Here is a 22,468-nt window from a genome sequence, read left to right as displayed (position 1 = left end):
TTCGCTCTGGGTCGGATTGCGCTTGGCGCTGGAACTGGGTGGCGGCGCCGTGATCGGCGCGCTGGCGGGGCTGACGGGGCCCTAGCCTGACAGCTACGGTACCGGAGTGGACCACTTCATTCGGGAGCTCACGCCTCCAGCCCCAGCGTCGGGCCGCGACACGGAGGCCTGGCGCCTCCTCGAGCAGTATTCAGCGCTCGTGAACCAGGGCTACGCGTCGACCTACGGCAAGGGCCGTCTGCTCGAGACGGGCCAGCGCGTGCTCGCCGACTGGACGATGCCTGGGCCCGTCTCGAGCCGCCTTTTCCTCGTCTTCGCGGGCGACGGCGAGCGCAGCGCTGTCGAGGCGCCCGTCGCCGCCGCGAAGCTCATGGTCTCGCCTCAGGACTCACCCACCCACGCCTACCCGCACGTCGTCGTGGATGCACCCCACCGGCGCCGGGGCATCGGCGCGTTTGCATCGGCCCACCTCGAGGAGCTGGCGCGGGCGGACGGACGCACGTTCCTGCAGGCCTGGGTCGAGCATCCGACGGCCGGCGGCGAACGGCTGCCGGCGCCGACGGGGCACGGCAGCGTCTCGGCGGCGGACCCGGCCGCGCGCTTCCTGCTGAAGCACGGTTGGGAGCTCGGTCAGACCGAGCGCATCAGCGAGCTGCGGCTGCCGGTGCCCGCCGAGGAGTTGCGCGCGCACGCGGAAGCCGCCGCGGCGCGGGCCGGTGCCGACTACCGGCTGCTGACCTGGGAGGGTGAGAGCGACGCCGTGTACCTCGACGACCTCGCGCGTCTCAACGGCGACATGTCGATCGACGCGCCCGCTGGCGAGCTCGCGATCGACGAGGAGCAGTGGGACGCCGAGCGCGTCTCCCAGATGGAGCGCCGGGCGCTCGCCGCAGGCGCGACGTTCCTCAACGCGGCTGTGCTGCACATCCCGAGCGGTCGCCTCGTGGCCCAGTCGATGCTGCAGCTCGACCTCGACGACACCACGCGCCCCGCGCAGCAGGACAACACGCTCGTCACGTCGACGCACCGCGGCAGGCGGCTCGGGATGCTCGTGAAGGCGGCCAACCTCGTGCAGCTCGCCGAGCGCTACCCGGAGTGCACCGGTGTCTTCACTTGGAACGCCGAGGAGAACTCTCACATGCTGCGCGTCAACGAAGCCCTCGGCTTCACGCCCCTCGCCCCGGAAGGCGGCTGGCAGAAGGCACTGTGAGGCCGGCCTAGGGACCCGATCAGCAGCACGCGGGCGGCGTGCGCAGGGGCGTTCTTGAGCCGAGCATCAGCGGTCAACAGCTAGGCGTCGAGCAGTTCGGCGAGTGCAACGTAGCTCGCATCGTAGGCGGTGAGGTTCGCGCGAAGCTCCCAGATGCGATCGTCAGGAAGTTCGTGATCGTAGAACTGGATGTTGAGGTCGCGGAGGCGACTGCGTGCCTCATCGGCCTCGAACGCTGCCGACGTATCGAGGACGATCATCTCGTCTCGCGTTCGGCACGCGTGGACTCGGCCGCCGTCTCACCTCTGCACGAACGGGTAGCTCGCGCCGCGAGCCGCTCGCGCAGCTCGCTCGCGCTTGGGACTTCAACGGATCGACGGAGTTCGTTGAGCGAGTTCGGAAAGTGTGAGCACTTCCCTCGCTGCGCGGGTTTTGAGCGCGCGGTGAAGATCTTCCGGAACGTTGCGAACCTGGATCATGGACATGCGTCCATGATGATTTCATCAATATCGCATGTGCTAGGGCCCGACTCTCGTTCCTGTGATTTGCCAGCCGCCGACGGATGAGACAGGAGACGGACGACACTCATCCGCGTTTTGCGGTTCTCGCAAGCGACCTTGCCAATGTCAGCGTGACTGCGCATGCTGAGCCCATGACCTCGCACCACCACCACGCCTCCGCCGCCTCGAGCACGAACTCTGCCGCGACCACGGATCAGCCGCAGGCCCCCACCGAGTTCTGGGAAGAGCTCTACTCGGCGAAGCCCGCGGTCTGGTCTGGCCGCGTCAACGCGAACCTCGCGAGCGTGGCCGGCGCGCTCACGCCAGGCCGCGCTCTGGACCTCGGATGCGGTGAGGGCGGCGACGCGATCTGGCTCGCCCAGCGGGGCTGGCGGGTCACGGGCATCGACATCTCGACGGTCGCCATCGAGCGCGCACGCGCGGCGGCCTTGGCGGCGCTCGTCGATGCGTCGATGCTCGACTTCGTGGCCGGCGATCTCGAGACCTGGCGCCCAGACGAGCCGCTCGACCTCGTCACGGCGAGCTTCTTCCAGTCGCCCGTCCACCTGCCGCGCACCCAGATCCTTCGCGAGGCCGCGCTCATGCTCGCGCCTGGCGGGCACCTGCTGACGGTCGCGCACGCGGGCCCGCCGTCCTGGGTCTTGAACTCTGAGCATCCCACGCACCTGTTCGTGCATCCAAAGCGCGAGCTCGCCGACCTGGCCCTCCCCGCCGGCGAGTGGGAGACTCTCATCGCCGAGTCGCGAACTCGCGAGGTCACTTCCCCGGACGGTGTGCCCGGCACGCTCGAGGACAGCGTCGTGCTCGTCCGCCGCCTGCGCTGAGTCTGCGGCGAGGCACTCCCCCGACTACTCTTGCGTGGTCGGCGACGGAGATGAGGGACGCACGTGAGCGATGTTGTGATGTACACGGATGGGGCCTGCAAGGGCAACCCGGGCCCCGGCGGCTGGGGTGTCTGGCTGAAGTCGGGCGACCACGAGCGGGAGCTGTTCGGCGGCGAACTCAACACGACAAACAACCGCATGGAGCTCAAGGCCGTCATCGAGGGCCTCAGCGCCCTCAAGAAGCCGTGCAACGTCGCGCTCTACCTGGACAGCCAGTACGTCCGCAAGGGCATCACCGAGTGGATCAAGGGCTGGAAGGCGAAGGGGTGGAAGACCGCCTCGAAGCAGCCCGTCAAGAACGCGGAGCTGTGGAAGGAGCTCGACGCGCTTGTCGAGGACAGCGGCCACACCATCGAGTGGCGCTGGGTGAAGGGCCACTCTGGTGACGTCGGCAACGAGCGCGCCGACATGCTCGCCAACAAGGGCGTCGACCAGGCACTCGGCCGCGGCTAGCCTCGCTCGTGTCCCGCCACCATCGAAGCGTTGAGCGCTCGCCGTGACTGAGTTCGCGCGGAGCAGCGTGATCGCCCACCTCGAGGCAAGGCGCTCCTCGCAGGAGAACTCGTGCTACCGAGCCCACACTCACAACGCATTCTCGATCGGGTTCATAGAATCCGGTGCTTCGAACTTCGCGGGCATGCCCACGGGTCCAGTTCGTCTGGAACCAGGCGACGTGATCCTCATCCCATCCGGTCAGGTTCACGCGTGCAACCCGTTGGATGGACGCTGGCAGTACCGGATGATCCACGTTGACGAGGCGTGGCTCACGTCGCTCTCACCGCAGGCTGGCCCCGCTGGACTCACCGCATCGATCTCCGTGCTCCGCGACCCCAGCCTCAGACCTGCCGTGGACGCCGCGACCGACGCGGTCTTCGCGGATCGCCGGGAGTCCGAGCTCGAACGCGCATTCTCCCGACTGCTCAGCCAGCTCGACGCTGTACTTCCCGAGCTGCGCGTCGCGGGCAGCATCGAGCCGGAACTGGCCTCCGCCCTGTACCCGGCCCTTCGGCGGCTGCGCGACGACGCGACAAATCCCCGGCTGGACGATCTCGCCGACCTCATCGGCATGGACCGATTCCAGTTCATCAGGGAGATGAAGCGGGCAACGGGACTCTCACCGCTCGCCTGGCGGCAGAACACTCGAATTCTGGAAGCACGCCGCAGGCTCCGCGCAGGCGAGAGCATCGCCGACACGGCGCACTCGCTCGGCTTCGTCGACCAGAGCCACTTCCACCGAGTGTTCCGCGCTCACGTCGCGGCCTCCCCCGGCGCCTACCGCCGCCGACGCAATTTCGTACAAGACCCGCCGACCACCTGATCCGCACACTGGGCGAGTCCACCTCACTCGCCCAGGAAGCCCATGGATCAATTTCTCGGTGTCGCCGTCGCCCATTTCCTTGCGCTCCTGATTCCCGGCGTCGACTTCTTCCTCATCGCACGAAGCGCCATGGCGAACGGGTGGAAAGTCGCGAGCGGTGTGTGCGTGGGAATCGCGCTCGCCAACGGCCTTCTCATCGGAGCGACCTTCACCGGAATCGCGCTCATCTCGCAACCAGAGATCCTGTGGGTTCTGCAGGGAGCCGGGGGCGTCTTCCTGATCTACATCGGCAGGGCCTTCCTCCGCAGCCGAGCGCACACCGATCTGTCTGCACGAGAGACAGCCGCCAGAGCCACGTGGGCTCGCAACCTGCTCCTGGGGCTGGCCTCCGGACTCCTCAACCCGAAAAACGTGCTCTTCTACGTCAGCCTGGCGGCGGCACTCGCCACCGCGCAGCCATCGACCCTTGTGCTCTACGGGGCCTGGATGGTCACCGTCGTGCTGGCTTGGGACCTCTTCGTGGCGATCATGATCGGCTCGAAGCTCGGACTCGCGATGCTCTCCCGGTGGATCCCGCTTCTCACGAAGGCCGCGGGGGCCTTCCTCGTCGTCTTGGGCGTGTCGATGCTCGTGACGTTGGCGTTGGAACTCGCCTGAGACGCCCCGAGAGGCCCACCCGTAGGATCGAGAGATGGCTACGCCAGCCGGCAGCAGTAGCTCGCGAGTCGACGCGAGCTACTGCGTGCTGATGGCTCGGGTGATGCTCGCGAGCCCGAAGCGCCACGCCTCGTCGACGTCGCCGCCGAGGTTGAAGCCGCTGTTGAGCTCCATGCTCACGAAGCCGGCAGCCCAGGCCGTGAGCGTCCGGGCCGCCTCGAGCGCACGTTCTTGACCCGCCAGCTCGCCTGCGAGCCGCAGGGTGCGCCGACTCGCGGCCGCACCGAACTCGGGCCGCGCGACGGGCGTACCTGCCCCCGGCCTCATGATCAGCTGGAAAGCCGCCGGTCGCTCATGACCGAAGGCCCGAAACTCGTCGGCGAGCTGCGCGAGACTGCCAGCCTGGTCGAGCCGCCCACCGAGCTCCACGAGGCTCGCCTCGGCGACGAACTGGATGAGCTCCTCGCGGTTCGCTACGCGCTTGTAGAGCGAGGGGGCCCGCACGCCCACGCGCGCGGCAACCGCTTGCATGCTCAGGCCAGCGAGACCTTCGCTCTCGAGGAGGTCGCGGGCAGCGAGCACGATGGCGTCGCGGGAGGTCCTGTCCGGAGTTGGCATGCCCCCACTATAGCTATTGACAGTAGCCATGATGGCTACATAGATTAGCCATCATGAAACTCGACGCTTCGCTGCACCGCATCGGCAACAACATCGTGGCCGCCTACCTCGTCGTGACGCCGGAGGGCGTGACGGTCATCGATGCGGGCCTGTCCGGCCACTGGCGCGAGCTCGTGACGGAGCTCGCGACGCTGGGATTCACGGTCGACGATGTCAGGGGCGTGATCCTCACGCACGGCGACTCCGACCACGTGGGCTTCGCGGAGCGCCTCCGACGCGACCACGGTGTACCGGTCTTCATCCACGCCGGGGACGCGGAACGGGCGAAGGGCGGTCCGAAGCCGGCCACCGCGAAGCAGTCGATGAAGCTCGGCCCCCTCCTCGGGTTCGCCGCCTACACGCTGCGCAAGGGTGGCGCACGAACCGAGTGGCTGACCGAGGTGGTCGAAGTGCACGACGGAGAGACACTGGACCTGCCCGGATCGCCTCGGATCATCAGCATGCCCGGCCACTCCGAGGGCAGCATCGCCGTGTACGTGCCGGCAGCGGATGCGGTCTTCGTGGGCGACGGGCTCACCACCCGCCACGTCCTCACGGGCACGGAAGGCCCTCAGCCGGCCCCATTCACCGACGAGCCCGCCCAAGCGATCGCATCCCTGCAGGCCATCGTCAGCACCAAAGCTAAGTGGGTGCTGCCCGGCCACGGTGCCCCGTGGAGCGAGGGAGTGGATGCGGCGGTGGCGGCAGTCGAGTCGGTGGCCGCAGGCCGACGCTGACCGCAGTGCTCGTCCGAGCGGAGCCGACGTCGCGGGCTGGAGCGACTACCGCTCGCGCTGGCACTTCTCGCAGAAGTGCGAGCTTCGGTTCATCCACTTCTCGCGCACGATAGGGCGACCGCACCGCGGGCAGGGCTGCCCCTGGCGCCCGTACACCTTCAGCGAGTGCGCGAAGTAGCCCGCCTGCCCGTTGACGTTCACGTACTGCGCGTCGAAGGACGTACCGCCCTCGGCAAGCGCCTTCGCGAACACCTCGCGCACGTGCTGCAGCAGCTCCCGCACCTTCGACGGCGAGAGGCCCGCGGTACTGCGCGCGTAGTGCAGGCGTGCGCGCCAGAGCGCCTCATCCGCGTAGATGTTGCCGATCCCGGAGATGAGCGTCTGGTCGAGCAGCGCCCCCTTCACGCCCGTCTTCCGCCGCAGCATCGCCGCGGCCCAGGCGTCGTCGTCGAAGTTCGGATCGAGCGGGTCCCGGGCGATGTGCGCGACCTGCGACGGAACATGCTCCCCCGCGACGTCCACGGTCGGCACGAGACGGTCGATCGCGAGCGAGCCGAACACGCGCTGGTCGGCAAACGCGACCACGAAGTCGCCAGCCGGACCATCGACACGAATGCGCGCCCGCAGGTGCCGGTCGTCGGCCGCATCCGCGGTGCGCAGCAGCATCTGGCCACTCATGCCCAAGTGTGCGCTCAGCGCCTCGTCGCGCCCCTCGAGCGGCATCCACAGGTACTTGCCTCGCCGCGAGACAGCCTGGATGCGCGCACCTTCCAGGGCGCCCACGAAGTCAGTCGAGTCCCCGGCATGGCGGCGCAGCGAACGCTCGTCGAGCACTTCGACGGCAGACACCGTCGCCCCCGTCACCGCGGGCGCGAGGCCGAGGCGGACAACCTCGACTTCAGGCAACTCGGGCACGGCTAGGAGACCGAAGGGGCGCCGTCGCCCTCGTTCAACTGGTGCCAGGCGGCAAGCGCACCGGCCACCTCAGCCTGCTTCTTACTCGTACCGACCCCCTGAGCCTGCGCGAGCACGCGCTTCTTCTTGAGCACCGTCACCGTCGCAGTGAAGCTGCGGTCGTGCTCGAGCCCGGAGCCCTCGACCTCATACCTCGGCGGCTCAGCACCGCGGGTGTCGGCGAGCTCCTGCAAGGCGGTCTTCGGGTCCTGCTCAGCACCGAGGCGCCACACGACGGCAAGCTTCGGCTCGACAAGGCGCAGAATCAGCTCGGTCGCGACGTCCACACCGGCCGACAAATAGGCGGCGCCGATGACGGCTTCCATCGTGTCGGCCAGCACCGAGTCCTTGTTATTGCCGCCGGTGAGGTGCTCACCACGGCCAAGGTGCAGGAAGGCGCCGAGGTCGATTCCTCGCGCGATCTCAGCAAGCGCCACCGTCGACACGAGGGATGCGCGCAGACGCGACAGCTGCCCCTCCGTGTAGTCGGGGTACGTGCGGTACAGCATGACCGTCACGGCCTGCCCGAGAATCGAATCGCCGAGGAACTCGAGGCGCTGATTGTCGGGGATACCGCCGTTCTCGACCGCATACGACCTGTGGGTCAGCGCGAGCTCGAGGAGCGCGGGAACGAAGTCGACCCCGAGGCCGCCTGCCAGCTCAGCTGACGGTGCGGCGTCGGGGTCGATGATCTTCACGTCGTGCATGACGCGAGGATCAGACGTCTGCGACCTTGCGGCCCTTGTACTCGAAGAACAGCGGAGTACCAGCTGCGTCCTCGACAACCTTCGCGCGGTGCGGGAGGCTGTAGGTGACCTTGCCGTTCTCAACGGTCTTGACGAGGGTCGGCACGGAGGCCTTCCACTGCGAACGGCGCGAACGCGTGTTCGAGCGGCTCATCTTGCGCTTGGGGAGAGCCATCGGCGTCTACCTTTCATCTTTCATCGTGCAGGGAGGCGGGCTCAGTTCTGGCCCGGCTCCCCCTTGTAATCATGGTTGCGCACATTCTCACGAGAATCTGTCTCGCGAGGATCCGCGGCTTCCTCAGAACCCGTTGCTGGTTCCTCGGCTGCTTCTGTTGAAGCGCCAAACTCTGCCAACGCTGCCCAACGCGGGTCAACCGCGGGCGCCTGCTCTTCGAGCGGCTCCACCAGCTTCTCGCCGGTTTCGGGATCTAGGCCGAGGCAGTCCGGCCGACAAACCGGCTGGAATGGCAGTGCTAGCACTACCGCATCGCGAACGGGCGGTTCAAGGTCGACAGTGTCGTCGTGAACCTCGTACTCGAGGGCTTCGTCGCGAGCATACGCGAAAAGCTCTGCAAAATCGACCTGAAGCGGCTCGTCCAGGGGTGTCAGGCACCTGCTGCACTCCCCGCTCATGCGCGAAGCGAGGCCCACTGTCGCCAGGATTCCGTCGTGCAGCACTTCGAGACGCACGTCGAGTTCAACCGGCGTGCCCTTTTCGATGTAGCCGAGCCCCTCGCCGATGCGCTCAGGCGCATCGAAGTCGAGCTCGAGCGTGCGCATCGTGCCGGCCTTGCCCACGATGGTCGCGATGTTCACGAGGTACGGAGAGGAAGTCACCGGGAGATTGTACGCCCTCAGCTCGGAGTGCATCCCGAGCCCTACTCGATGGAGGTGTCGGTGTCGCCCTGCAGGTACTCGTAGACGACCCGCGGCACGTACGGCGAGACATCGCCCCCGAGGCCGGCGACCTGGCGGACCAACGAGCTGGAGACGTGCGCGTGGCTCGGGTCGGGCAACATGAACATCGTCTCGACGCGTGCGAGGTTTCGGTTCACGATCGCCATGGGCGTCTCGTACGTCACATCTGCCTGCGAACGGATGCCCTTGACGATGACCTTCGCCCCCACGTCGGTGCAGTAGTCGACAAGCAGGCCAACGCTCCACGATGCGACACGCACGTTGCCGCGGATGCCGGTCGCCGAGACCGCCTGCTCGATGAGCTCCACACGTCGGGAGATAGGCAGGAGCGCGTGCTTGTCCGGGTTGTGGACGACGACGACGTGCACTTCCTCGAAGACCGTGGCGGCGCGCTGGATGACATCGAGGTGGCCAAGGGTCACCGGATCAAACGAGCCCGGAACGACAGCGATTCTGCTCATGCCGACAAGACTACGGGGCGCATCCTGCGCGTCGCGCGCCGCAGCACCTCATTCCGGCGAGCGAGCGGAACCTCGCGCCAGAACAGCGAGGGACGGGACCGTTCTCCGTCAGAGCCCCTTGGGCGTGTCGTCGAGCCCGTCAGCCCTCGGGTCGTCGGACTGTGGGTCGTCGGACTGTGGCTTGTCGGACTGTGGCTTGCGGCTGGCCTCGAGGTCCGCAGCTTTGCGGCGGAAGAGGATGAACGAGACAAGCACGACGGAGATGCCGGCAAGACCCATGAGCACCCAGGCCCACGGCGGGATGCCGGAGTCAGCAGGAGCGGGTGTGCTGGACTGCTCGGTCTCGGCTGAAGCGCCTGCGTCGTTGTTCGTGAGGGTGGAGCCCTGCGTGTTCTCTGCAGCCCCGAAGCCGCCAGAGGCGGACTCGGACGGCTGCGCGTCAGCGCTCGAGGCAACGCCGACCGAAACCGTGAAGGGGATCGTGCCGGAGATCGGGTGGCCGTCGGAGGAGACAACCTGCCAGTTGAGCGAGTAGTTTCCTGCTGCCAGCTCGGGGAGGGGCTGTGTGACAGCCGTGCCGTCGACGGTCGCGGGCGACTCGAAGGCGACTGCCGTCTCCTCGACGGCACTCACCGCGAACAGCTCAAGCTGCGGCCCGAGCGTGCCCTCGGCCTGCACCTCCGCCGAGAAGGTCAACGTCGCACTCGCCGGGGCCACATCCACCTGCTCGTCAGCGGACGGGCTCGAGTCGACCAGCTGGTCGTGCGCGGACGCGAACTGCGATCCGAGGCCAAGCGCGAGCGCCAAGAAGGCCAGCATCGCCGCCAGCATGAGGCGGGAGGCGATCCGGAGCGCGTGTGCAGAGGAGGAAGAGGTCACCCGACCATCGTAGGCCAGTGCCCGACGGCAGCCAGAGGCCGAGGGCGAGTCAGGACTTCCCGAGGAACTCCCGCTCCTCGAAGCTGTGCCTCCCGATGGCGGCGGTCAGGTCGGGCCAGCGCTTCAGGCTCCAGTCGTCGTTGACAAGCAGGGCCGCCTCGTCCCTCGCCGAGCGGATCAGGTCGGTGTCTTCGATGACCCTGAGCAGCTTCAAGGACGTGCGCCCACCGGACTGCGCCGTTCCGAGCACGTCGCCCTCGCGGCGCAGCTCGAGGTCGCGTTCAGCGAGCTCGAACCCGTCGAGCGTCTCCGCCACGGCGTTGATGCGCTCGCGCGCCGTCGACTCCTCCTCGGAGTTCGAGACGAGCAGGCACAGCCCAGGGTGCTCGCCTCGGCCGACGCGACCCCGCAGCTGGTGGAGCTGCGAGACGCCGAAGCGGTCCGCATCCATCACGATCATGACGGAGGCGTTCGGCACGTTCACGCCGACCTCGATGACCGTCGTGGCGACGAGCACATCGATCTTGCCGTCCGCGAAGGCGCGCATAGCGGCATCCTTCTCGTCGCTCGGCATGGCGCCGTGCACTGCGGCGACGCGCTTGCCGGCGAAGAGCGGATGCACGGCAAGCGTCGGGGCGAGCTCCATGACTGCCGCGATCGGGTGGGGTGCCTCCTCGCCCTCCGCGGGCACTGCCGGTTCCGAGGGCTCGATGGCCGGGCACACGACAAACGCCTGCCTTCCCCGGTCGACTTCCTCGGCGACCCGTTGCCACGCGCGTTCGAGCCAGTGGGGATGCTCGCGGGTCGCGACGACAAACGTCTCGATCTTCTGGCGCCCCTTCGGCATCGTCACGATGCTCGAGATGTCGAGGTCTCCGAAGATGGTCATGGCCACCGTGCGCGGGATGGGCGTGGCGGTGAGTACCAACAGGTGCGGGGGCTGGGCGCCCTTCGCGCGCAGCGATTCGCGCTGCTCGACGCCGAATCGGTGCTGTTCGTCGACGATGACGAGCCCGAGGTCGTCGAACATGACGTCGTCGCTCAGGAGCGCGTGCGTGCCGACGATGATCTTCGCCTCGCCGGCGACGACGCGGAGCGCCGCGCGCTTCCGCTCGGCCTTGGGCATGCTGCCCGTGATGAGCGTCGGCTTGAGCTGCTCGGCCAGCTCCGGCCCGAGTGAATCGATGATGGACCGGTAGTGCTGCGAGGCGAGCACCTCGGTGGGCGCGAGCATCGCCGACTGGCCGCCTGCATCGGCCACCTGCAGCATGGCTCGCAACGCGACAAGCGTTTTGCCCGAGCCGACCTCACCCTGCACAAGCCTGTGCATCGGCACACCACGCGCGAGGTCCTTCGCGATCTGGCGGCCGACCGTCTTCTGGTCCGGCGTCAGGTCGAACGGCACGAGCGTGTCGAACGCCGCCAGCATCGGCCCGATCTCGTCGGTCCTCGCTCGGGCGGCGACAAGCTCGGAGATGGCGCGCCGCTGGAGCAGCGCGGCCTGCAGCACGAACGCCTCGGTGAAGCGCAGCGATTCACGGGCACGCTCGAGCAGCTTGAACGTCTCGGGCTGGTGGATGGCCCGCATCGCCTCGTCGTAGCTGTACATCCCGAACATGGCGCGTGTCTCGACGGGCACGGGGTCGCGCAGGAAGGGGACCGCCTCGAGAACGGCCTGGACGGCGGCGGCGACCTTCCACGTCGGGAGGCTGGCCGTCGCGGGGTAGATCGGGATCGGCTCTTTGAGCCACTGGTCGCGTCGCTCGGACAGCGCGTCGAGCGGCGCGTTCTCGAACAGCTCGTACTCGGGGTGGGCGAGCTGGATCGCTCCCCGGTAGGCGGAGGCCTTGCCCGAGAAGATCCCCGTCACGCCTGGCTGCAGCTGCTTCGCCCGCCAGCTCTGGTTGAAGAAGGTCAGCGAGACGATGCCCTTCTCATCCGTGATCTCCACCTCGAGGATGGAGCCGCGCCTCGCGCGCATCTGCCGATCATTGACACGCAGCACTCGGGCGACGAGCGTGACGTGGTCGCCGAGCGGCAGCGACTCTATGGCCGTCATCTCGCCTCGGCGCGCGTAGCGGCGAGGGTAGTGCTCGAGCATCCCGGCGACCGTCGTCACGTCGAGCTGCTTCTTGATCTGCTGGGCGTCACGCTTCCCGAGGACGTCCTCGAGCGGCGTCTCGAGGCCGATGGCGTCCATCAGCGTCTCCCTGACAGGGAGGCTGGCGCGAGCACCGCCCGGCGGCGCGCAGCGGGCATGGCTGAGGAACGGAGCGCTGAACGGACCACGAGGACATCATTCCAGAGCTCCGCGCGTTGCTCAGGGGTCAGCGACTGCCCGCTACCGGGGTCAGCGAACGCCGCATGCTCGTGCTCCACCCTGATGCGGTCGAGCGCTGCCCGAGCCTCGCTCGTCTGCCCCGCGGCGGCTGTCGTGACGGCTGCATCCGGATCTGTGTCGGAGTGGGTGCCTGCAGCTTCCTGGCCTTCCGGGGCCTGGGTGGCACGCGCGATGGCGTCGACAACCGCTTCCGGGGTGAGCCCGGCAGGGAGACGGACGCCGTAGTCGACCGCGCTCTCGGACACCTCCTGCCAGGCGGCGCCGCCCGGGCTCGGGTGCTGCGGCGGTGAGCCAGTGAGGACCGCGACCCTCCGCGCGCGACGCCTGGCACCGCGGAGGAAGGCGGGAATGAGGAGGAGCGCGACGACGGCGAGCAGGCCGGCGATGACCGCGAGCGTGACGAACAGGGCGGTGAGGTCGACCTCAGCTTCGTCGCTCTCCTGCTCCCCCGCGCTCTCCGTGCCGTCAGTCGCCGTCGGGGTCGGGGTGGGCGTCTCTGGCGGCGCGGTTGGTGCGCCCGTGCTCTCGGTCTCGACGGGCGTCGGGCTCGGGGTCGTCGTTTCGAACGGGTCGGTGGTGGGCGCCGTCGTCTCGCCGGGGCCGGGTGCGACGAGATTGCCGAGCGCGCCCGCCGGCGTCGTCTCGAACATGACCCAGCCGTGTCCGGGCAGGTACAGCTCGGCCCACGCGTGCAGCTGATCGCTGGTCACGGTGTAGACCGGCTGGCCCTCAGCGTTCAGCTCACCAGCGGAGCCGGGCGTGAAGCCGACGCCGATTCGGGAGGGAATGCCAAGCATGCGGGCCATGACCGCCATCGAAGACGCGTAGTGCACGCAGTAGCCCGCGCGAGCTTCCAGGAACTCGGCGATGACGTCGAGGCTCGTGCCGTCGTACCCCTGCTGGACCGGCGCGGTCTCCGAATAGGCAAATCCGTCGGCGAAGAACGCTTGCAGCTGCAGCGCCTGGGTGCCGTCCGGCGCGCTCTCGTCGACGATCCCGCTGAGAACCTCGCGGATGCGGTCGGCGCTCGGCCCCTCAGGCACCTGCGTCAGGGGCTCCAGCTCGGGCGGGACCTCGACGTCGAGCTGGGAGATGACCTCGAAGCTCGGCGTCGGCACGACCGTCTGGATCTCGTAGTTCTGCGCGAGTGCCTCATCGTTTGCGCTGCGCACGTCGCCGGTCTGCTCATCGAGGAGAAACTCCCCCTGCAGATCGATGACGTTGGCCGCGAAGCCTGGGCGTGGGAGGAACGAGCTGACGCCGTCGCCCAGCACGATGCGCGTCGTGAACTCGCTGGACTGCGCCCCCGCCGTGACGCCGGCGGGGAGGGGCAGGTCACCGCCGTCGATAGGCAGGTTCCCGTCGAAGGCGCCCGGCATCCAGTCGTCGCTTCCGCTCAGGTCGCTGAGCGTCTGCAGCGTCAGGTACGGGAGCGAGCCCTGGTCGGTCGTCGTGGCGTAGCGGAGCACCTCGACAGGGTTGTTGCGGCGCAGGTCCTCGCCGAGGTCGATGATCGGGTTCGCGCGGTTCGTGGAGAGGCCGGAGGTCGAGGCCTGCCGGATGGCGTCGATGCCGGTGGGCGCCGGGACGACCGTCGAGGCGACGAGCACGGCGACAAGCGAGACCGCGGTGACGGCAAGCGCCCCTCCGAGGCCGGCGAGGCCTCGGTTGTCGACAAGGAAGCCCTGATACGAGAGCTCCTCATCGTGCACCCGCTGGTGCCAGCTCGAGACCGCGTAGAGGAAGACCGCGAGCGCGAGCGCTGCGAACACGTAGGCCCAGCCATCGAAGGCGTCGATGCCGAGCGCCATCGGGATGAGCGGGAAGGCGAGCAACGGCAGCATCGCAAGCGAGCGGCCCCTGATGCCGAAGACGAAGAAGTCGCAGAGCACCACGATGACAGCGACGCCGATGAGCACGAGCATCGTCATAGCTTCGGTCTCGCGCAGCGGCGCGGCGTCGGAGCGCAGCTGCTCGACGAGCTGATCGGCGAGCGCGCCCCAGCCCTCGACGGTTGCGCGCGGCGACCCGCGCCCGGTGAATCCGACGAGCACGACGACACCGCCGACGATCGAGGCGATGAGCGCCCACAGCTGCGAGCCCGTGAAGGTGCGCACGAGCGCCGCCGCCCCGAGCATGATCGTGACGAGGACGATGGCTTTCGCTGACCACGTGTTCGTGTCGAAGATCGGCCAGAGCAGGTTCGTCGCGCTGAAGATCAGGATCGCGAGGGAGACGGTGACCACCCACGAGCCGTTTGCTCCCGGCGTGCCCTTCCAGCCCTGGCGTCGACGCATCTGCGCCGTTGTCGTCGCTTGCGTGCTCATGCGGTGGCCTCCAGCTCGAGCACCGGCGTGAACGGCTTGGCTCGGGCGGGTGAGTAGACGGCGACGTTCCAGCCCGCCTCGGTGAACGACTTCAGGGTGGCGGGCGGCACGGGCTTCGCGGAGACGATGAGCACGAGCGCAGGGGCTGCGAACGACGAGATCGAGCGGATGGCATTCAGTCCGTCTCCCCCGAGGTGCCTGTGCACGTACACGACGGGCGTGCGCGCAATGCGGGAGATGTCGTCGACGACCTCGGCGCAGGCCTCGCGCCGCTCGGCGTCTAGCGAGTGGGGCTGCGTCAGCATGAGGCGGCGCATAACCCCCTCCAGGGCCTCCTCTGACGGGGTGCGCGTGCTCTCGGTATCGCCCTCTGGGTCGGCGTGCGTCTCGAACAGCTCGGTCTCGTAGCCGAAGCGGTGGAAGCGCGCGAGCACCGAGGCGGCGAGCGAGACGGCGAGCTCGAACTCGGCATCGACGGCGGTCGCGGGCGCGTTCTGCTCGTTCATGAGGTCGATGAGCGTCAGCGGAGCTCTCGGCTCCTCGCTTGCCAGGGCCTCGCTCGTGTCGAGGATCACGACCGACGTGTCCTCAGCATGGTGCTCCTCCTGGCGCACACGCAGCTCCCCGGCGTGCGCCGTCGCACGCCAGTGGATGCGCCGGAGCGGGTCTCCTCGCCGGTAGTCGCGCGTGAGCACGTCGTCGGAGTCGCCCGACTGTGCGACACCAGCCTCGACCTCGCCGCCGCTCTTGCCGCTCGGCACCGACATGGCCGGGAGCTCGACGACGCGCGGCCAGACCTCGACCGAGGTCGCCTCGCCGATCTTGAGTACCCGCCTCGTCAACCCGAGGCCGTCGACATTGTCGAAGAACAGCGGGCCGACCTCGTGGACGCCGCGGCGCATGGAGTCGACACCGTAGGCGACCCGACGACGCCGCTTGTCTTCGTTGCGGTTGAGTCGCGACCCGATCGCGGGCAGCACGCCGCCGACGCTCGAAGGCTCGGCGCCAGGAAGGAGGTCCATGTAGGAGCTCGGCTCGAGTGCGATCCAGGAGCGGTTGCGCACTTCGGTGACCACGCGCATCCGGTCTCCGACGGCCAGCGTCGTCGGGTAGATGGTGCGCTCTGCGTCGAGGCGCGGACGCCAGATGAGGCGAAGGACGAAGGCGACGAGGGGCAGCGCAACGAGGAAGCCGCCAAGGGCGAGCAGCTCGCCGCGGCCGAACACGACGGCCGCGGCCGCCAGCAGCACGCCGACCACCACCAGGCCGATGGCACGGCTGGTGGGCCTGAGCCGCCTCTCGATACGCCTCGTCGCCACGCGCTACGCGGTCGCCGCGCTCGTGGGGACGGCGATCTGCTGTGAGATCTGATCGATGATGCGGGCGGCGGACGCCGAGGCAGCAGTGCCGCGCGACCCTCGGGCGCTCAGCACGAGCCGGTGCGCGAAGACCGGACCGACGAGCTTCGCGACGTCGTCTGGCACCACGAAGTCGCGACCGGCGACGGCCGCGGCCGCCCGCGAAGCACGGACCAGGTGCAGGGTTGCCCGCGGGCTGACGCCGACGCGCACGTCAGCGTACTCGCGGGTGGCCCGCGCGAGGTCGACGATGTACTGCTTGATGGCGGGTGCTACGTAGATACGCGAGGCCTGCTCGATCATGTTCGACACGTCGGTCGCGCTCAGCGAGGCGCGCACGCTCGCGAGGGGGTCGCTCGAGTCGCGTCGGTCGACCATGGCCAGCTCGTCGTCACGCTCCGGGTAGCCCATCGACATGCGCGCCATGAAGCGGTCTCGCTGCGCCTCCGGCAGCGCGTACGTTCCCTCCATCTCCGAGGGGTTCTGGGTCGCGAACACCGTGAAGGGCGCTGGGAGCTTGTGAGTCACGCCGTCGACCGTGACCTGCCCTTCCTCCATGCACTCAAGCAGCGCCGACTGGGTTTTCGGCGAGGCACGGTTGATCTCGTCGCCGATGACGACGTTCGCGAACACGGGGCCCTGCTGGAACTCGAAGCGGCGCTCGACCTGGTCGTAGATCGCGACGCCCGTGACGTCGGAAGGCAGAAGGTCCGGAGTGAACTGGATGCGGCTCACGCTCGAGTCCATTGCCGCGGCCAACGTCTTCGCGAGCACCGTCTTGCCGACGCCAGGCACATCCTCGACCAGCAGGTGGCCCCCCGCGAGGAGCACGACGACGGCGAGGTGCACCTGCTCGTCCTTGCCGGAGATGACCGAAGACACGCTCTCGCGGATCTGCCGTGCGCCTTCCTGCAGTGCGACAGTCGTGCTCGATGCGCGCGTTCGTCCAGCTCGCTCTGCAGAAGGAGTCCGCTGAGCAGGCAGGGCCCCCGCTGCTGCGGTTTCCGCGCTGTTGCCGTATTCCATGGCCACCTCCGAATTCAAGTGCCCATCATTCCACGCACCCCCGACAAGTTCGGCCAGCCGCTCTCCGCTGTGCATGGCACTCCGCTCCCGCGGCTACGATCGCTGCGTGACACGCATCATCGCAGGAGCCGCCAGGGGCCACTCGCTCGCCGTCCCCAAGAGCGGCACGCGCCCCACGAGCGACCGCGTCCGTGAGGCGATGTTCTCCTCGCTCGAATCCCTGCTCGACCTCGGCGGCATCGCCGTGCTCGACCTCTATGCCGGTTCCGGTGCGCTCGCGTTCGAGGCCCTCAGCAGAGGCGCATCCACCGCCGTGCTCGTCGAGCAGTCGAAGTCGGCAGCCAACGTGCTGCGGGCGAACGCCGAGCTGCTGGCTCGGGTGGCACGCGAGCAGGGGCGCCGCACGGTGACGTCGCGAATCGCGCAGAACTCCGTGTCGAGCTTCCTGCGGACGCCCCCCGGCCAGCTCTTCGAGCTCGTCTTCATCGACCCCCCGTACGAGCTGGGCGAGCCCGAGCTCACGGAAGCGCTTGATGCCCTCGTACCGCACCTCGCGCCGGAGGCGGTCGTCGTGATCGAGCGCGGGTCGCGCTCCCCCGCACCCGTCGTGCCGGAGAGCTTCGAGGCGCTGCGCCGCAAGTCCTACGGTGAAACGATCGTCTACAGCTACGAGGCGAGCCCCGTCGAAGAGTCCGACGACGAGAAGTCCCAGGCGTAGGGGTCCCAGCCTCGAGCCTCCCTCGGCTCACCATCGACGAGGACGCGTGAGGTGTCGTCGTCGAGCAGCGGATGCACGCGACCGATCGCCCTGAAGCCGTCCGGCAGTGTCACCCCGGCAGGGAAGGTCGCGAGCAGGCCGTGGTCTTCGCCGCCGACCACCACGAGCTCTCGGGCGCGTGCCTGCCGCTCGTCAGCGTCAAGCCCTGGCATCGCGGCGGTCAGCGCGGCTTCGACCGCTTCGACGTCGGACAGGAGCGTCGAGGTCTCGATATCCAGTTGCACGCCACTGGCCCTGGCCAGTCTCGTGGCGTCGAGGAGGAGGCCGTCGGAGACGTCCATCATGGCCGTCGCCCCTGCGTCTCGGGCCGCCAGCCCGAGCGAGGCGTCGATCGTCGGCGCGAGATGCCAGTCCACGAGCGAGGCCACCGCGTCACCCCGCGAGCGGAGGGCCGCGATGCCCTCGGCGAGCGCGGTGCCTCGTGCATCCCTGGCGAGCGAGTAGAGGAGCGAGAGTCCCGCGCCGCTGCGCCCGGCCGGCCCGCTGAGCGCAAGCACATCACCGGGCTGAGCGCCGGACCGCCGCACCGCCTCGCCCCCGCGCAGATCGCCGAACGCGGTGATCGCGATCGTGAGCTGCCCGCTTGTCGACAGGTCGCCGCCGATGACGCCGCAGCCTGGAGCCATTTCGGCGAGGCCCTCGGCGAAGCCCTCCGCGAGTTCCTCGACCCAGGAGACCGAAGTCTCACCCGGCAGTGCGAGCGCCACCGTGATGGCCGTCGGGACTGCACCCATCGCCGCGACATCGGCGAGGTTCGAAGCGCAGGCCTTGCGCGCCAGGTCGCGGGCCGACGACCAGGCGAGCCGGAAGTCGGGCCCCTCGATCATGAGGTCGGTCGTGATCACCACGCGCCTGTCACCGGCCGAGAGCACGGCGGCGTCATCGCCCGCCCCGAGCATGGCGGCGTCGGCCGCGGGGACCCTGGCGAGAATGCGCCGCAGCAGCTCGGTCTCGCCGCACTCGCCCACGGTCAGGGCGGCGTGGGCGCGAGCAGGGACAGGGCGGCGGTCGGCTTCGTCGGGGAGAGCAGGCACCCGTTCACGATAGCCTGGGAGCAAATGTCTCGAACCTCCCGCACCGTCTCGCGAATCGGCTCAGCCGTGCTCGCGACCGCCGCATCCGTCGTACTTCTCACCGCCTGCAACAGCGCCAGTGTGCCGATGGAACCGGCGCCGGATGCCGCAGCTCCGGAATGCGCCGAAGTCTCCGTGCGCCTCCCCTCCACTGTCGACGGGCTCGAGTTGCGACTCACGAACGCCCAGGCCACGGGCGCGTGGGGCAGCCCGGCAGGCGTGCTGCTCCGTTGCGGCGTGCCGACCCCGGGGCCGACCTCCGCAGAATGCCAGAGCATCAACGACATCGACTGGATCGTCGACGACAGCCAGGCTCCGACCTACCGCTTCACGAGCTACGGGCGCACCCCTGCGGTCGAGGTCATCGTCAACTCCGACGTCGCCTCCGGCACGAACGTGCTCATCGACCTCACGGACGCCGTCTCCAAGCTCCCGGAGACCGGCGGCTGCGTGGGCGCCGACGACGTCCTAGGTTCGCAGTAGCGCGCGCAGTCCAGACCGCCTGAGACAGGCCGTCTGAACCGGGCGCGCGCTCACGGCCTGGTCGCTAGCGTGTGAGGCGAGCCTCGCGTGCAGCCGCGTGGGCCCTTGCGACCTCGATGAGCTCGGTGATGAGCTCCGGGTAGCTCATGCCGCTCGCCTGCCAGCACTTCGGGAACATCGAGATCGGCGTGAATCCGGGCATCGTGTTGATCTCATTGACGACGAACCCGTCCTCCGTGAGGAAGAAGTCGACGCGCGCGAGCCCAGAAGCGCCGAGCGCCTCGAAGGCGCGAACCCCGAGCTCCGCCATCTCCTCGAGCAGCTCGCCGCTCAGATCGGCGGGGCAGCGCAGCTCGACCCCCGAATCATCGAGGTACTTGGCCTCGAAGTCGTAGAACTCGGCCTTGGTCATGACGATCTCACCGGCGACGGAGGCACGTGCGCGCTCACCCGGACGCGACTCGAGCACAGCGATCTCGACTTCGCGCCCGACAACCGCGGCCTCCACGAGCACGTGGTCGTCCTCGGCGAGGGCCGTCGCCATGGCGGAGGCGAACTCCTCGAGGGCCGCGACCTTGCTGACGCCGACGCTCGAGCCAGCACGGGCCGGCTTGATGAAGACGGGGAGACCAAGGCCTTCGACGACCTCGGACGCAAGCGACTCGCCCTGCGTGTCCCACTGGTGCTGCGTGATCGTGACGCCGTCTGCGACCTGCAGGCCGGCATCCCGCAGCACGATCTTCGTGTAGTGCTTGTCCATGCCGACGCTCGCGGCCAGCACCGACGAACCGACGAACGGCAGGCCGACAAGCTCCAGCATGCCCTGCACGGTGCCATCCTCGCCGAACGGGCCGTGGAGGATCGGGAAGACCAGGTCGACCTCGCCGAGCGAGGTGCGCTCTGTGAGCTCAGCACCCGCTTCCGCGCCAAGGGCATCGCCCTCGACACGCGACACGGTCACCTCGCGGTGCTTCGCGGAGTCAGGCAGGTGGATGCGCGTGCCGTTGTCGACGACCTCCGGCAGGTTCTCGGGGTCGAGCGCGAACTTGTCCGCGTCGTCGTCCTCCAGCACCCAGGCGCCGTCGCGAGTGATGCCGATCGGCAGGACGCGGTACTTCTCGCGGTCGATCGCCCCGAGGACGCCGCTCGCCGTTGCGCAGGAGATCGCGTGCTCGCTCGATCGGCCCCCGAAGACGACGGCGATGAGGGGCCGCGAGTCGGCGGATGCGGTGGCGTTCGGCTGAGCAGTCGACATGAGGTTTCCTTCCACGAGCGACTCTTCGCTCACGGCTTCCAAGGGTACGGGGTCGCCCGAGCCGGGCTCTGCGCTACTCGCCGCTCGGACCGTCGTCGGTCGCGAGGTGTGGTGCCAGGTCCGCCGGGCTCATGCGCCCGTGGAGGACGTCGTCGATCTGCTTCGCGATGGGCATGTCGACGCCGTGGCGTTCCGCGAGCTCGAGGATCGCACCAACCGACCTGAGCCCTTCCGCGGTCTGCTGCATCTGGGCGACCACGTCGTCGTAGACGTAGCCCTGCCCGAGGAGCCGGCCGGCCGTGAAGTTGCGTGAGAGCGGCGACTCGCAGGTCGCGATGAGGTCGCCGAGGCCCGCCAGGCCGATCATCGTCGACGCCTGTGCCCCCATGGCGACCGCGAAGTCCGAGATCTCTGCGAGGCCGCGCGTCATGACGGACGCCTTGGTGTTCTCGCCGTAGCCGACACCGTCGACGATGCCGACCGCGATGGCGATGAGGTTCTTGAGGACCCCACCGAACTCCGTGCCGACGACGTCCACGTTCACGAACGACTTGAGATAGGAGTTGCGGGCCAGCTTGGCGACACTCACGGCCGTCGCTTCGCTGTCCGATGCGACGACGATCGCCGTCGGCTGCTCTTTCGCGATCTCGAGCGCGATGTTGGGCCCGCTTGCGACCGCGATTCGCTCCGCGGGAACCTGCAGAACACTCTCGAGCACTTCGCTCATGCGGAGACCACTGGAGCGCTCGACGCCCTTCATGAGGCTGACAACAACCGAGTTGTCGTCGATGAGCGGCACCAGCTGGGCCGCGAGCTCACGCGCCGTCTGGGCAGGGACCGAGACGAACACGAAGTGCTGCCCGCGAACGGCGTCCACGAGGTCAGTGGTTGCGCGAAGGTTCCTCGGCAGGTCGACGCCAGGCAGGTAGCCGGTGTTGCGGTGCGACTCGTTGATCTCGCTCGCGACCTCGGGGCGACGCGCCCAGATGGTCACGTCGTGCCCCGCATCCGCGAGCACCTTCGCGAATGTCGTTCCCCAGCTGCCGCTGCCCAGGACGACGGCGCGCTGCGCAGAACTCACGCTTCGCCCGATTCCCCGGAAGAGCCGCTCCGGTTCTGCCGGAACTTGCCGTGCTCCGTCTGCCCGTGCTTCGCCGGGTCGTAGAGCTCTGCAGGAGCCTTCTTGCCTCGGATGCCCTCGAGCAGTCCCGTGATGTCACGCATGATGAGCTCCGTCGCGCCCTTCATGGCGCTCGCGCTGTGCATCCGGCCGCTGAACTCGGCGAGGCTGACTGGCTCGCCGACGTGCACCGTGATGGTCTTCCGCCACCCGAGCGTTGGCCGCTTGGCGTAGCGAGGCAGAATGTTCTGCGCACCCCAGATCGCGGTCGGGTACACGGCGATGTCGGCGCTCAGCGCGACTCGCGCCGCGCCGTTCTTGCCGCGCATCGGCCACAGGTCCGGCTCACGGGTAAGCGTGCCCTCCGGGTAGATGATGACGCCCTGCCCGAGCCGTGCGAGCTGCTGGGCGGACGCGATCGCCGCCTGATTGGCGCCGCGCACATCGCGCGAGACGGGGATCTGCCCGCTCTTGCGGAGGATCCAGCCGAGCCCCTTCACGCGGAAGAGGCGGTCGGCCGCCATGAAGCGCGGCGCGCGGCCGAGCTTCCAGACCGCCATGCCCATGATGAGCGGGTCGATCTCGCTGGTGTGGTTCGGGGCGACGATGAACGCGCCGTGCTCCGGGAGCTTGCCCTCGATCTCCCAGCGCATGATCGGCCAGCTCAGTGGGAAGGCGACCGCCGCGAGGAACCAGAAGATCGAGGGCTTGCTCTTCTCTGGTGAACGACGTTGCTGCGCAGATCCCCGCTTCTCAGCGGACACC

Annotated in this window: 25 protein-coding genes; 8 read left to right on the top strand and 17 right to left on the bottom strand. The window is 68.6% G+C overall.

The window, feature by feature from the left end:
- Positions 1-106: 106 nt before the first annotated feature.
- Positions 107-1,210 (top strand): GNAT family N-acetyltransferase, encoded by a 1,104-nt coding sequence (locus C5B85_RS05370; protein ID WP_104285001.1) that lies wholly within the window; start codon positions 107-109, stop codon positions 1,208-1,210.
- A gap of 80 nt (positions 1,211-1,290) precedes the next feature.
- Here the strand turns inward: C5B85_RS05370 and C5B85_RS19520 are convergent, their stop codons facing one another.
- On the bottom strand, positions 1,291-1,470 hold the full coding sequence (locus tag C5B85_RS19520) for a hypothetical protein (RefSeq protein WP_258070601.1): 180 nt from the start codon (positions 1,468-1,470) through the stop codon (positions 1,291-1,293).
- A gap of 105 nt (positions 1,471-1,575) precedes the next feature.
- Entirely contained in the window at positions 1,576-1,689 is a 114-nt protein-coding gene (locus C5B85_RS19765) for a hypothetical protein (RefSeq protein ID WP_374953085.1), read from the bottom strand.
- A 173-nt stretch (positions 1,690-1,862) separates the two neighbouring features.
- Here C5B85_RS19765 and C5B85_RS05360 point away from each other — a divergent pair, with 173 nt between their 5' ends.
- The 4 genes from C5B85_RS05360 to C5B85_RS05345 all read left to right on the top strand — a co-directional run bounded on the left by C5B85_RS05360 (position 1,863) and on the right by C5B85_RS05345 (position 4,590).
- Positions 1,863-2,555, top strand: a complete 693-nt coding sequence (locus C5B85_RS05360; RefSeq protein WP_104285000.1) for a bifunctional 2-polyprenyl-6-hydroxyphenol methylase/3-demethylubiquinol 3-O-methyltransferase UbiG — start codon at positions 1,863-1,865, stop codon at positions 2,553-2,555.
- Positions 2,556-2,618: 63 nt separating this feature from the next.
- Positions 2,619-3,068: a ribonuclease HI gene (gene rnhA / locus C5B85_RS05355; RefSeq protein ID WP_104284999.1), complete on the top strand. Its 450-nt coding sequence runs from the start codon at positions 2,619-2,621 to the stop codon at positions 3,066-3,068.
- A gap of 43 nt (positions 3,069-3,111) precedes the next feature.
- On the top strand, positions 3,112-3,933 hold the full coding sequence (locus C5B85_RS05350; RefSeq protein ID WP_104284998.1) for an AraC family transcriptional regulator: 822 nt from the start codon (positions 3,112-3,114) through the stop codon (positions 3,931-3,933).
- A gap of 42 nt (positions 3,934-3,975) precedes the next feature.
- Positions 3,976-4,590 carry a LysE family translocator gene (locus tag C5B85_RS05345; RefSeq protein ID WP_104284997.1) on the top strand — a complete coding sequence of 205 codons (615 nt, stop codon included), beginning with the start codon at positions 3,976-3,978 and terminating at the stop codon, positions 4,588-4,590.
- A gap of 78 nt (positions 4,591-4,668) precedes the next feature.
- Here C5B85_RS05345 and C5B85_RS05340 read toward each other — a convergent pair whose 3' ends face one another.
- Complete coding sequence (locus C5B85_RS05340; protein ID WP_104284996.1) at positions 4,669-5,208, bottom strand: TetR/AcrR family transcriptional regulator; 540 nt, start codon at positions 5,206-5,208, stop codon at positions 4,669-4,671.
- 53 nt (positions 5,209-5,261) lie between these two features.
- Here C5B85_RS05340 and C5B85_RS05335 point away from each other — a divergent pair, with 53 nt between their 5' ends.
- The gene (locus tag C5B85_RS05335; RefSeq protein ID WP_104284995.1) at positions 5,262-5,984 is read left to right on the top strand and encodes an MBL fold metallo-hydrolase; all 723 of its coding nucleotides are present in this window, start codon (positions 5,262-5,264) and stop codon (positions 5,982-5,984) included.
- A gap of 45 nt (positions 5,985-6,029) precedes the next feature.
- Here the strand turns inward: C5B85_RS05335 and mutM are convergent, their stop codons facing one another.
- The 10 genes from mutM to C5B85_RS05285 all read right to left on the bottom strand — a co-directional run bounded on the left by mutM (position 6,030) and on the right by C5B85_RS05285 (position 16,994).
- The gene (gene mutM / locus C5B85_RS05330; RefSeq protein WP_104284994.1) at positions 6,030-6,899 is read right to left on the bottom strand and encodes a bifunctional DNA-formamidopyrimidine glycosylase/DNA-(apurinic or apyrimidinic site) lyase; all 870 of its coding nucleotides are present in this window, start codon (positions 6,897-6,899) and stop codon (positions 6,030-6,032) included.
- A 2-nt stretch (positions 6,900-6,901) separates the two neighbouring features.
- Positions 6,902-7,645 carry a ribonuclease III gene (gene rnc, locus C5B85_RS05325; RefSeq protein WP_104284993.1) on the bottom strand — a complete coding sequence of 248 codons (744 nt, stop codon included), beginning with the start codon at positions 7,643-7,645 and terminating at the stop codon, positions 6,902-6,904.
- A gap of 10 nt (positions 7,646-7,655) precedes the next feature.
- Entirely contained in the window at positions 7,656-7,859 is a 204-nt protein-coding gene (gene rpmF / locus C5B85_RS05320; RefSeq protein WP_068484295.1) for a 50S ribosomal protein L32, read from the bottom strand.
- 41 nt (positions 7,860-7,900) lie between these two features.
- Positions 7,901-8,500: a DUF177 domain-containing protein gene (locus C5B85_RS05315; RefSeq protein ID WP_258070600.1), complete on the bottom strand. Its 600-nt coding sequence runs from the start codon at positions 8,498-8,500 to the stop codon at positions 7,901-7,903.
- Positions 8,501-8,562: 62 nt separating this feature from the next.
- Complete coding sequence (gene coaD, locus C5B85_RS05310; RefSeq protein WP_068484299.1) at positions 8,563-9,063, bottom strand: pantetheine-phosphate adenylyltransferase; 501 nt, start codon at positions 9,061-9,063, stop codon at positions 8,563-8,565.
- Positions 9,064-9,171: 108 nt separating this feature from the next.
- Positions 9,172-9,942: a copper resistance CopC family protein gene (locus tag C5B85_RS05305; protein WP_104284991.1), complete on the bottom strand. Its 771-nt coding sequence runs from the start codon at positions 9,940-9,942 to the stop codon at positions 9,172-9,174.
- A 49-nt stretch (positions 9,943-9,991) separates the two neighbouring features.
- The gene (locus C5B85_RS05300; RefSeq protein WP_104284990.1) at positions 9,992-12,142 is read right to left on the bottom strand and encodes an ATP-dependent DNA helicase RecG; all 2,151 of its coding nucleotides are present in this window, start codon (positions 12,140-12,142) and stop codon (positions 9,992-9,994) included.
- Complete coding sequence (locus tag C5B85_RS05295; RefSeq protein ID WP_104284989.1) at positions 12,142-14,610, bottom strand: transglutaminaseTgpA domain-containing protein; 2,469 nt, start codon at positions 14,608-14,610, stop codon at positions 12,142-12,144. Before C5B85_RS05295 ends, C5B85_RS05300 begins: the two co-directional genes overlap by 1 nt.
- Complete coding sequence (locus C5B85_RS05290; protein ID WP_146077853.1) at positions 14,607-15,872, bottom strand: DUF58 domain-containing protein; 1,266 nt, start codon at positions 15,870-15,872, stop codon at positions 14,607-14,609. The genes C5B85_RS05295 and C5B85_RS05290 overlap by 4 nt, the downstream gene beginning before the upstream one ends.
- Before the next feature lie 60 nt (positions 15,873-15,932).
- Complete coding sequence (locus C5B85_RS05285; RefSeq protein WP_104284987.1) at positions 15,933-16,994, bottom strand: MoxR family ATPase; 1,062 nt, start codon at positions 16,992-16,994, stop codon at positions 15,933-15,935.
- Positions 16,995-17,100: 106 nt separating this feature from the next.
- Here C5B85_RS05285 and rsmD point away from each other — a divergent pair, with 106 nt between their 5' ends.
- On the top strand, positions 17,101-17,712 hold the full coding sequence (rsmD, locus tag C5B85_RS05280) for a 16S rRNA (guanine(966)-N(2))-methyltransferase RsmD (RefSeq protein WP_104285158.1): 612 nt from the start codon (positions 17,101-17,103) through the stop codon (positions 17,710-17,712).
- On the opposite strand, the gene thiL is transcribed toward rsmD, so the two are convergent.
- Positions 17,661-18,806, bottom strand: coding sequence for a thiamine-phosphate kinase (gene thiL, locus C5B85_RS05275; protein WP_104284986.1), 1,146 nt, complete (start codon positions 18,804-18,806; stop codon positions 17,661-17,663). The genes rsmD and thiL overlap by 52 nt on opposite strands.
- A 24-nt stretch (positions 18,807-18,830) precedes the next feature.
- Here thiL and C5B85_RS05270 point away from each other — a divergent pair, with 24 nt between their 5' ends.
- Positions 18,831-19,328: a DUF3515 domain-containing protein gene (locus C5B85_RS05270; protein WP_104284985.1), complete on the top strand. Its 498-nt coding sequence runs from the start codon at positions 18,831-18,833 to the stop codon at positions 19,326-19,328.
- Positions 19,329-19,392: 64 nt separating this feature from the next.
- Here C5B85_RS05270 and C5B85_RS05265 read toward each other — a convergent pair whose 3' ends face one another.
- From C5B85_RS05265 to C5B85_RS05255, 3 genes are all read right to left on the bottom strand, one after another.
- Positions 19,393-20,583: a D-alanine--D-alanine ligase family protein gene (locus tag C5B85_RS05265; protein ID WP_104285157.1), complete on the bottom strand. Its 1,191-nt coding sequence runs from the start codon at positions 20,581-20,583 to the stop codon at positions 19,393-19,395.
- Between the two features lie 73 nt (positions 20,584-20,656).
- Positions 20,657-21,664 carry an NAD(P)H-dependent glycerol-3-phosphate dehydrogenase gene (locus C5B85_RS05260; RefSeq protein ID WP_258070599.1) on the bottom strand — a complete coding sequence of 336 codons (1,008 nt, stop codon included), beginning with the start codon at positions 21,662-21,664 and terminating at the stop codon, positions 20,657-20,659.
- Positions 21,661-22,467, bottom strand: coding sequence for a 1-acyl-sn-glycerol-3-phosphate acyltransferase (locus tag C5B85_RS05255; protein WP_258070598.1), 807 nt, complete (start codon positions 22,465-22,467; stop codon positions 21,661-21,663). The genes C5B85_RS05260 and C5B85_RS05255 overlap by 4 nt, the downstream gene beginning before the upstream one ends.
- Between the last annotated feature and the right edge of the window lies 1 nt (position 22,468).

Origin of the sequence: Pseudoclavibacter sp. AY1F1 (genome assembly GCF_002931075.1) — a bacterium.
Taxonomy (GTDB): Bacteria; Actinomycetota; Actinomycetes; order Actinomycetales; family Microbacteriaceae; genus Pseudoclavibacter.
The sequence above is the reverse complement of the archived record's forward strand: the minus strand, read 5'-3'. Positions and strand labels throughout refer to the sequence as shown.

Coding starts and splice junctions, on each gene's coding strand:
- rnc (WP_104284993.1), bottom strand. CDS start 7,645: ATGCACGACGTGAAGATCATCGACCCCGACGCCGCACCGTCAGCTGAG.
- C5B85_RS05340 (WP_104284996.1), bottom strand. CDS start 5,208: ATGCCAACTCCGGACAGGACCTCCCGCGACGCCATCGTGCTCGCTGCC.
- coaD (WP_068484299.1), bottom strand. CDS start 9,063: ATGAGCAGAATCGCTGTCGTTCCGGGCTCGTTTGATCCGGTGACCCTT.
- C5B85_RS05360 (WP_104285000.1), top strand. CDS start 1,863: ATGACCTCGCACCACCACCACGCCTCCGCCGCCTCGAGCACGAACTCT.
- C5B85_RS19520 (WP_258070601.1), bottom strand. CDS start 1,470: ATGATCGTCCTCGATACGTCGGCAGCGTTCGAGGCCGATGAGGCACGC.
- rpmF (WP_068484295.1), bottom strand. CDS start 7,859: ATGGCTCTCCCCAAGCGCAAGATGAGCCGCTCGAACACGCGTTCGCGC.
- C5B85_RS05285 (WP_104284987.1), bottom strand. CDS start 16,994: ATGGAATACGGCAACAGCGCGGAAACCGCAGCAGCGGGGGCCCTGCCT.
- C5B85_RS05270 (WP_104284985.1), top strand. CDS start 18,831: ATGTCTCGAACCTCCCGCACCGTCTCGCGAATCGGCTCAGCCGTGCTC.
- C5B85_RS05295 (WP_104284989.1), bottom strand. CDS start 14,610: ATGAGCACGCAAGCGACGACAACGGCGCAGATGCGTCGACGCCAGGGC.
- C5B85_RS05345 (WP_104284997.1), top strand. CDS start 3,976: ATGGATCAATTTCTCGGTGTCGCCGTCGCCCATTTCCTTGCGCTCCTG.
- C5B85_RS05300 (WP_104284990.1), bottom strand. CDS start 12,142: ATGGACGCCATCGGCCTCGAGACGCCGCTCGAGGACGTCCTCGGGAAG.
- C5B85_RS05265 (WP_104285157.1), bottom strand. CDS start 20,583: ATGTCGACTGCTCAGCCGAACGCCACCGCATCCGCCGACTCGCGGCCC.
- C5B85_RS05335 (WP_104284995.1), top strand. CDS start 5,262: ATGAAACTCGACGCTTCGCTGCACCGCATCGGCAACAACATCGTGGCC.
- C5B85_RS19765 (WP_374953085.1), bottom strand. CDS start 1,689: ATGATCCAGGTTCGCAACGTTCCGGAAGATCTTCACCGCGCGCTCAAA.